General features: G+C 71.6%; 2 protein-coding genes. Both read right to left on the bottom strand.

Annotated features, from left to right (window positions below):
* Window positions 1-324, bottom strand: a 324-nt coding sequence (locus ACFV6I_RS11680; RefSeq protein ID WP_380424701.1) for an AAA family ATPase, incomplete at its 3' end; no start/stop codon positions are given.
* 58 nt (window positions 325-382) lie between these two features.
* A complete protein-coding gene (ppk2, locus tag ACFV6I_RS11675) occupies window positions 383-1,216 on the bottom strand; it encodes a polyphosphate kinase 2 (protein WP_380424706.1) in 834 nt (277 codons plus the stop codon).
* Window positions 1,217-1,321 lie beyond the last annotated feature (105 nt).

The raw sequence follows: 1,321 nt of genomic DNA, 5'->3' as shown, positions 1-1,321 counted from the left end.
GTCGATCACCGCCCGGACCTCCTTGACCCCGGCGGTGATCGCGGACAGCTCGACGAAGCGGCCTTCCACGGCCTGGCTGATCACGTGCGCCAGGGTGGTCTTGCCGGTGCCGGGCGGGCCCCAGAGGATCACCGAGCTGGTCGCCGCCGGCCCGCGCGAGCCCGAGACCAGCCGCCGCAGCGGCGACCCGGGCTTCAGCAGCTGCCGCTGCCCGGCCACCTCGTCCAGGGTGCGCGGGCGCATCCGTACGGCCAGCGGCGCCCGGCCGGGCTCCCTGCTCTGGCGTTCCTCGGCGGCGGCGGTGAAGAGGTCCGGTTCGTCCACACCGGAAGCCTATGCGAGGCCGCCGACACACCCGCCGGAGCAGCCGGCCCCATCGCGCCTACGCCCTGTCCCGCCGATCGAGGCGGGCCGCGTGGTCCGGGACGTACTTCTGCAGGTCGCGCGGGGGCCGCTGGTAGCCGCGCGGGGCCGGGCGGGGCGGCAGGTCGATCTGCGGGGCGGTGATCTCGCGGTACGGCACGGTGGAGAGCAGGTGGGCGATCATGTTGATCCGGGCCCGCCGCTTGTCGTCGCTCTCCACCACGTGCCAGGGCGAGTCCGGGGTGTCGGTGTAGACGAACATCTCGTCCTTGGCCCGCGAGTAGTCCTCCCACCGGGTGATCGACTCGACGTCCATCGGGGAGAGCTTCCAGCGCTTCATCGGATCCTCCAGCCGGTCCCGGAAGCGCCGTTCCTGCTCGGTGTCGCTCACCGAGAACCAGTACTTGCGCAGCAGGATGCCCGACTCGATCAACATCCGCTCGAAGGTCGGGCACTGGTGCAGGAACTGCCAGTACTGCTCGTCCGTGCAGAAGCCCATGACCCGCTCGACACCGGCCCGGTTGTACCAGCTGCGGTCGAACAGCACGATCTCCCCGGCGGCCGGCAGCTGCTCGACGTACCGCTGGAAGTACCACTGGGTCTTCTGCCGCTCGGTCGGGGTCGGCAGCGCCGCGACCCGGGCGATGCGCGGGTTCAGGTACTCCGTCACCCGCTTGATCGCGCCGCCCTTGCCGGCGGCGTCGCGCCCCTCGAAGACCACCACCAGCCGGGCGCCCTCGACCCGCACCCACTCCTGCAGCTTCACCAGTTCCTGCTGGAGCCGCAGCAGTTCCCGCTCGTACGGCTTCCTCGCGAGTCGTTCCGGCTTCGCGGTCCGCTGCTCCTCGACCACCTGGGGTCCTCCGTCCGGCTGCTGCTGATGAGCACTCACCGTAGGCGCTGGAGGCCGCCTCCGCAGGTCGGCGGACGGATGGGCGGCAGCGGCGGCCCCCTGAAC

Source organism: Kitasatospora sp. NPDC059803, from assembly GCF_042732255.1.
In the GTDB taxonomy this organism is placed as follows: Bacteria; Actinomycetota; Actinomycetes; order Streptomycetales; family Streptomycetaceae; genus Kitasatospora.
This window is presented reverse-complemented; position numbering and strand designations above follow the sequence as displayed.